We start from the raw sequence: 6,129 nt of genomic DNA, 5'->3' as shown, positions 1-6,129 counted from the left end.
GGGCCGAAGGCGTGCCGACCTCGTCCGCCCACGTCATCGAGGCGACCCGATGGAGAGATCCGGAATGACCCGCAGGACACTGATCGGTGCATCGCTGTCCGCCGCCGCTGCCGCCGCGATGAGCGTGCCGGAGCCCGCGCAGGCGCACGGCTCCGGAGCCAAGGACGAGGCGGCGACCCGCTACGGCCGGGTGCGCGGCCGGCGCGAGGACGGCATCATCAAATTCCTCGGCGTGCCCTACGCGACCCCACCGCTGGGCCGGCTCCGGTTCCAGGCCCCGAAGCCGCCGGCGAGCTGGCGCGGCGTGCGGGACGCGGTGGACTTCCCTCACCCGGCGTTCCAGGTGGCCGGCGCCGAAATGGGACCGACCGGCAACGGCCGGATGCCGGCGCCGTCGGAGGACTGCCTCTACCTCAACATCTGGACACCCGCCGCCGACGACCGGCGGCGACCCGTGATGTTCTACAACCACGGCGGCGGCTACATGATCGGGTCCGGGTCCGCCACCGGGCAGGACGGCACCCACCTGGCCCAGCTCTACGACGTGGTGGTGGTCGAGTCCAACCACCGCCTCGGCCTGCTCGGCTACCTGTTCCTCGGCGACCTCCACCACGGCGACTACGCCGCCAACCAGGGCATGCTCGACATCCTCGCCGCCCTGCACTGGACCAGCGAGAACATCGAGCACTTCGGCGGCGACCCCGACAACATCATGGTGTGGGGCGAAAGCGGCGGCGGCGCCAAGACCGCGGCCGTCTACACCATGCCGGCCGCCGCCCGGCTCTTCCACAAAGCGTCGATCGAGAGCGCCGCCCCGCTGCGCCTGGCCACCCGCGACGGCGCGACCGCCCGCGCCGAACGCACCCTGCACTTGCTCGGCCTGAGCGCCGCCGACATGCCGGCGCTGCACGACATTCCCGCCGCACGGCTGCTCGAGATCCAGCAATCCGAAGCCGCCAACGGCGAGGCGCCCTGGGGCGACCCGGGCACGCTTCCCGGCTTCGGCGCCTTCGTCGACGGCCACATCATCACCCAGCAACCCTTCGCCGACGGCGCCGCGCCCTTCTCGGCCCGCAAACCGCTGATGATCGGCACCTGCCGCGACGAGACGGTGTTCTTCAGCCTCTTCGGCCCGACCGATATCTTCCACCTCGACGAAGCCGGGCTGCGCCAGCACCTGAGCAGCACCTACCAGGGCGCCGAACTCGACCGGATCATCGCCACCTTCCACCGGAGCCGGCCCGACGCGACCCCGTCCCAGCTCTACTTCGCGATCACCACCTCGCCGATCTGGCGCGACGCGATCGCGATCGCCGAGACCAAAGTGGCGCAGCACGCCGCACCGGTGTTCATGTACCAGCTCGCCTACAAGAATCCGACCGTCGTGCCCGGCACCGACTTCCCGATCGGCTCGCCGCACTCGTCGGACATCAACCTCAAATTCGCCAACACCGACAAGAACCTCGACTCGTTCCTGTTCGCCGACCAGTCACCGGGACGGCTGGCGACCGCACGGCACATGAGCGCCCTGTGGGCCGGCTTCGCCCGCCACGGCCATCCCACCGCGCCGCACGTACCGCAATGGCCCGCCTACACGCTCGCCAAGCGCGCCACGATGTGGCTCGACGCCGAATGCAAGATCGTCGACGACCCGGACCGGCCGGAACGGCTGTTCTGGCGGCATCAGGGATAGCGATGACACCACTCGGCATAGGCGCCGCCGGCCGCATCGGCCTCGGGACGGCCCCGCTGGCGTTCAAGGACGTGACCGCGCAACAGGCGATCGCGACGATCCACACCGCGCTGGATCACGGCGTACGCCTGATCGACACCGCCGCGGCCTACACCCGAGCCGGCATCGACGCCTACGCCGAGACCGTGGTGGCGAAGGCGCTCGCCCAACGCTCCGATCGGGCCGACGTGCTCGTGGCGACCAAGGGCGGCCACCGCCGGGCCGGCGACGACTTCCCGGTCGACGCCAGCCCGGCCGCGCTGCGCGCCGACTGCGACCGCAGCCTGCGTGCGCTCGGCGTCGACCGGATCGGTCTGTACCAGCTGCACCACGTCGACCCGCGAGTGCCCCTGGTCGACAGCATCGGCGCCCTGCTCGACCTGCGTTCGGCCGGCAAGATCGCCGAGATCGGCCTGTCCAACGTCTCGATCGCTCAGATCGACCAAGCCCGCGGGCTCGCGCCCATCGCCTCGGTGCAGAACCGGTTGTCGCTCGCCGAACGGGCTGATCTGCCCACGGCACGTCATTGCGCCGATCTGGGAATCGCGTACCTCGCCTATCAACCGTTGGGCGGCTCGGGAGCTCGGCCGGTCGACGTGCATGTGGCTTCCGCCGCCGAACGGCACGGTGTGTCCACCGAGCAGGTGTGGCTGGCTTGGCTGCTGGCCCAGGGCGAGCACATCGTCGCGCTGGTCGGGTCGAGCCGGCCGGCGACGATCGTCGACTCGGCCCGAGCGGCCGAGCTGGCGCTGACGCCGGCGGAGCTGGGGTGCACTGTCAGTACACCTCTCGACAGGGCGTCTTTCCCGCCGTTATCGGCCGCCGATGCTGGGCATGATTTGTACTGATCGGTGAAGCGGCGCAGCGGCAAGGAGAGCAGTCATGCGTGGAGTAGTGATGCACGCCCCCGGCCAGGTCTTCGACCTCAACCTGCCGCTCGACCAGGCCGCCGAAGGCTACCGGGCGATGGATGAGCGTCGCGCCATCAAGACCCTGCTGCGCCCCTGAATTCAACGTCAACCGGAGGACACCATTCTTACCGTCAACGCCATCGCGGCGACCTCGGCCACCGACCCGCTCGTGCGTACCACGATCGAGCGGCGCGACCTCGGGCCGCGCGATGTTCTGATCGAGATCCGCTATGCCGGTATCTGCCACTCCGACATCCACACCGTGCGCGGGGAGTGGGGTGAGATCGCGTACCCGCAGGTCGTCGGCCACGAGATCGTGGGCCGGGTCGCCGAGGTCGGCGGCGAGGTGAGCAAACACGCCGTCGGCGACCGGGTCGGTGTCGGCTGCATGGTCAACTCGTGCCGCGAGTGCGAGAACTGCCGGGCCGGGCAGGAGCAGTACTGCCTGGAGGGCAACACCGGGACGTACACCGCGGTCGACCGCGACGGCACGATCACCCAGGGCGGCTACTCGACCCACATCGTGGTCGACCAGGACTTCGTGCTGCGGGTGCCGGAGTCCATTCCGTACGAGAAAGCCGCACCTCTGCTCTGCGCAGGAATCACCACCTACTCGCCGCTGGCCCACTGGAACGCCGGGCCGGGCAAGAAGGTGGCCGTCGTCGGGATGGGCGGCCTCGGCCACATGGCGGTCAAGTTCGCCGCCGCGATGGGCGCCGAGGTGACCGTGTTGTCGCAGACGCTGGGCAAGAAGGACGACGGCCTGGCGTTCGGCGGCGGCGACTACCACGCCACCAGCGACCCGGCGACGTTCGAGGCCCTGAAGAACACCTTCGACCTGATCATCAACACGGTCAGCGCCCCGATCGACATGGCCGCCCACCTCGGCCTGCTGCGCCTGGGCGGCACCCTGGTCAGTGTCGGCGCGCCGCCGGAGCCGCTGCCGGTGCAGGTGTTCAGCCTGTTCGACAACCGCCGCTCGTTCGCCGGGTCCAGCATCGGCGGCATCGCCGAGACGCAGGAGATGCTCGACTTCTGCGCCGAGCACGGCATCGCCTCCGAGGTCGAGGTCATCGACGCCGACGCGGTGAACGAGGCGTACGAGCGGGTGCTGCGGTCCGACGTGCGCTACCGGTTCGTCATCGACATCGACTCGCTGCGCTGACCACGGTCCCGACGTCGCGGACAAAGCCGGTGTTCGCCGGCAGGCCGCTGGCGTTGACGGTCATCGTCTCGGTCTGGCCGTGCGTCACGACGCGTACCCTCGCGGCGGCGTTCGGCAGGCAGTTCGCGGTGACCGCCGCGCTCGATCGCACCATCGCGAAGGTGATGCTGCTGGTGGCGGCCTGAGCCTGGGCGCCAAGACCCCAGACCGAGAGTGCGGCCACGGTCACCCCCTTCAACGGCGAGCACAACGCCGGCGTGCAGGCGATGAGCACCCGCAACTTCGCCGATCTGCAAGGACCTTTGCGTCAACTGACCCCGTGAGCAGGGCGTAACCGATGGGCGTGGCGTCACCGAGGCCACGCCCATCGGTTTGCAGAAGTCCACCGACGGTGATCCGAGCCGGCACTGTCCCCGGCGTGAACCCGGCCGCCCGTCGGTGTGGGTCAGCGGAACAGTGACAGGTCGATCGCGTCGGCCATGGCGCGCTGGCCGGTGATGTTGGGATGCAGGTGGTCGGCCTGGTAGGCGGGCAGGACCTGGCTCGGGTTCTCCGGGTCGCGGATCGCGGCGTCGAAGTCGGCCACGCCGTCGAAGGCGGGCGTGCTGCGGATCCAGGCGTTGACCTGCTGGCGGGTGGCTTCCTGCTCCGGGTCGAAGCAGCCGGAGTCGCAGCCGTACGGCGTGATGGTCGCGCCGATCACCCGGATGCCGTCGTGATGGGCGCGCCGGGCGATCGTCGCCAGACCGTCGATCAGCGAGGCGGCGTCGGCGTGGTAGCCGATGTCGTTGATGCCGTCGGCCAGGATCAGGTAGCGGGCCCCGGTCTGCCGCCGTACGTCGTTCCGCTCCCGCTTCAGCCCGGCGATGCTGGTGCCGGCGCCGCAGCAGTCGGTGCGGTCGGCGAGCACCTCGTTGCCGCCGATGCCCTGGTTGAGCACGGCCAGGTGGCTGCCGCCCGGTGCGGCCTGCAGCCGCGCGGCCAGGTCGTCGGTCCAGCGGTCGTTGCCGTTCCAGGTGGTGTACGCGCCGTCGGTGATCGAGTCACCGAGGGCCACGATGCTGCCGCGCGTCCGGCCGCTGGACCGGACGTCCACGCCGTCGAGCCAGAACCAGGAGTTGACCGTGTTGGTGAAGGCCGTCCCGGTGTCGCCGACGTGGCGGCCGGAGGCGACGAACTGCGTTCCCTGCGCGGCGTCGTGCCCGGTGATCGCGGCCGCGTCGCCGCCACGGGTGACGTGGAGGTCGACGGCGAGGTCCTGCCCGTAGGCGACGCTCAGGTCGATCGGGTCGCTGTAGATCTCGGTGCCGGTCGCGACGGTGACGCGCGTACGGCCGTGGAAGGTGACCCGGCGGCTGGTGCCCGCGACCAGTTCGGGCGAGCCGGAGGAGGTGGCGCGGGCGATGCTGACCGCGTCGAAGGCGACGTCCTCGTCGCCGAACGTGTTGGCCAGGCGGATGCGGATGGTGCTGCCGCCGAGGGTCGGGTGGACGAGCTGGCGCAGGGTCTGGTCGGAGAAGCCCGGGCCGGTTTCGCGCTGGGGGCTGGTGGACCAGGAGCCGGTCCAGGGTGGGGCCGCGTCGGCCCGGGCGGCCGGGGCTCCCGGCACGAGGAGAGTAGCCGCGAGGACGGCGGCAAAGATATTCATGAGTCTCGATGATGGGTCGAACCGGCCCAGCGACGCAACCGGACCGCCCTGCGCGAGCGACCTCAACAGGCCGTCGTGGTACTAGGATCGGCATCCATCTAATCAGCAAGGTCCTCGGAAGGGTCGCCCATGTCGTTCCAGGATGCCATCAGGGTCTGCCTGCAACGCAAATATGCGGACTTCAACGGCCGCGCGCGCCGTTCGGAGTTCTGGTTCTTCGTTCTCTTCAGCGCGATCGTGAGCGCCGTCGGCGGCGTCCTCGACGCGATCTTCGGTCTCCGCGCCGGGTCGTACGGCGGCACCGGGCCTATCCAGGGTGTCTTCCAGTTGGCGCTGCTCGTTCCGTCTCTCGCCGTGGGCGCGCGGCGCCTGCACGACATCGGCCGCTCCGGCTGGTGGCAGCTGATCGGCCTCGTTCCGGTCGCCGGCTGGATCGTTCTGCTGATCTTCTTCGTGCAGGACAGCCGCCCGGCCAACCAGTACGGGCCGAGCCCCAAGAACCCCGGCGAGGGTTACGCTCAGGCCCCTCAGGAGCCGCCCTACCCCCAATACTGAGAGTCTGACCGTGGTGCGCCGCCCGGACCGGTGGCGAAGCACTGCGAGGGCAGGTCCGCGACCTAGCCGATCTCGGTCATGTGACGCGGCCCCACTGAAGCGCTTAAGGATCGGTGTT

7 protein-coding genes are annotated in these 6,129 nt (G+C 70.0%); 6 read left to right on the top strand and 1 reads right to left on the bottom strand.

Features of this window, described 5'->3' with window-relative positions; genetic code table 11:
• Window positions 1-64: 64 nt before the first annotated feature.
• From AB0M88_RS42460 to AB0M88_RS42440, 5 genes are read left to right on the top strand one after another with little or no spacing between them, the layout of a single operon-like run.
• Window positions 65-1,693, top strand: a complete 1,629-nt coding sequence (locus AB0M88_RS42460) for a carboxylesterase family protein (protein ID WP_364111983.1) — start codon at window positions 65-67, stop codon at window positions 1,691-1,693.
• A 2-nt stretch (window positions 1,694-1,695) separates the two neighbouring features.
• A complete protein-coding gene (locus AB0M88_RS42455) occupies window positions 1,696-2,580 on the top strand; it encodes an aldo/keto reductase (protein WP_364111981.1) in 885 nt (294 codons plus the stop codon).
• A 34-nt stretch (window positions 2,581-2,614) separates the two neighbouring features.
• Window positions 2,615-2,740, top strand: a complete 126-nt coding sequence (locus AB0M88_RS42450; RefSeq protein ID WP_364111979.1) for a hypothetical protein — start codon at window positions 2,615-2,617, stop codon at window positions 2,738-2,740.
• Window positions 2,741-2,764: 24 nt separating this feature from the next.
• Window positions 2,765-3,808, top strand: coding sequence for an NAD(P)-dependent alcohol dehydrogenase (locus AB0M88_RS42445; protein WP_364111987.1), 1,044 nt, complete (start codon window positions 2,765-2,767; stop codon window positions 3,806-3,808).
• Window positions 3,809-3,837: 29 nt separating this feature from the next.
• Window positions 3,838-3,993: a hypothetical protein gene (locus tag AB0M88_RS42440; RefSeq protein WP_364111977.1), complete on the top strand. Its 156-nt coding sequence runs from the start codon at window positions 3,838-3,840 to the stop codon at window positions 3,991-3,993.
• Window positions 3,994-4,253: 260 nt separating this feature from the next.
• On the opposite strand, the gene AB0M88_RS42435 is transcribed toward AB0M88_RS42440, so the two are convergent.
• Window positions 4,254-5,456 carry an SGNH/GDSL hydrolase family protein gene (locus tag AB0M88_RS42435; protein ID WP_364111975.1) on the bottom strand — a complete coding sequence of 401 codons (1,203 nt, stop codon included), beginning with the start codon at window positions 5,454-5,456 and terminating at the stop codon, window positions 4,254-4,256.
• 129 nt (window positions 5,457-5,585) lie between these two features.
• Between AB0M88_RS42435 and AB0M88_RS42430 the strand changes: the two genes are divergently transcribed.
• Window positions 5,586-6,011 carry a DUF805 domain-containing protein gene (locus AB0M88_RS42430; RefSeq protein WP_364111973.1) on the top strand — a complete coding sequence of 142 codons (426 nt, stop codon included), beginning with the start codon at window positions 5,586-5,588 and terminating at the stop codon, window positions 6,009-6,011.
• Window positions 6,012-6,129: the final 118 nt, after the last annotated feature.

The sequence above is a fragment of the Actinoplanes sp. NPDC051411 genome, from assembly GCF_040682075.1.
Classification (GTDB): Bacteria; Actinomycetota; Actinomycetes; order Mycobacteriales; family Micromonosporaceae; genus Actinoplanes.
The sequence above is the reverse complement of the archived record's forward strand: the minus strand, read 5'-3'. Positions and strand labels throughout refer to the sequence as shown.

Bases quoted from the DNA above. Each gene is read 5' to 3' on its own strand.
- AB0M88_RS42455 (WP_364111981.1), top strand. From the start codon at position 1,696: ATGACACCACTCGGCATAGGCGCCGCCGGCCGCATCGGCCTCGGGACG.
- AB0M88_RS42435 (WP_364111975.1), bottom strand. From the start codon at position 5,456: ATGAATATCTTTGCCGCCGTCCTCGCGGCTACTCTCCTCGTGCCGGGA.
- AB0M88_RS42430 (WP_364111973.1), top strand. From the start codon at position 5,586: ATGTCGTTCCAGGATGCCATCAGGGTCTGCCTGCAACGCAAATATGCG.
- AB0M88_RS42450 (WP_364111979.1), top strand. From the start codon at position 2,615: ATGCGTGGAGTAGTGATGCACGCCCCCGGCCAGGTCTTCGACCTCAAC.
- AB0M88_RS42460 (WP_364111983.1), top strand. From the start codon at position 65: ATGACCCGCAGGACACTGATCGGTGCATCGCTGTCCGCCGCCGCTGCC.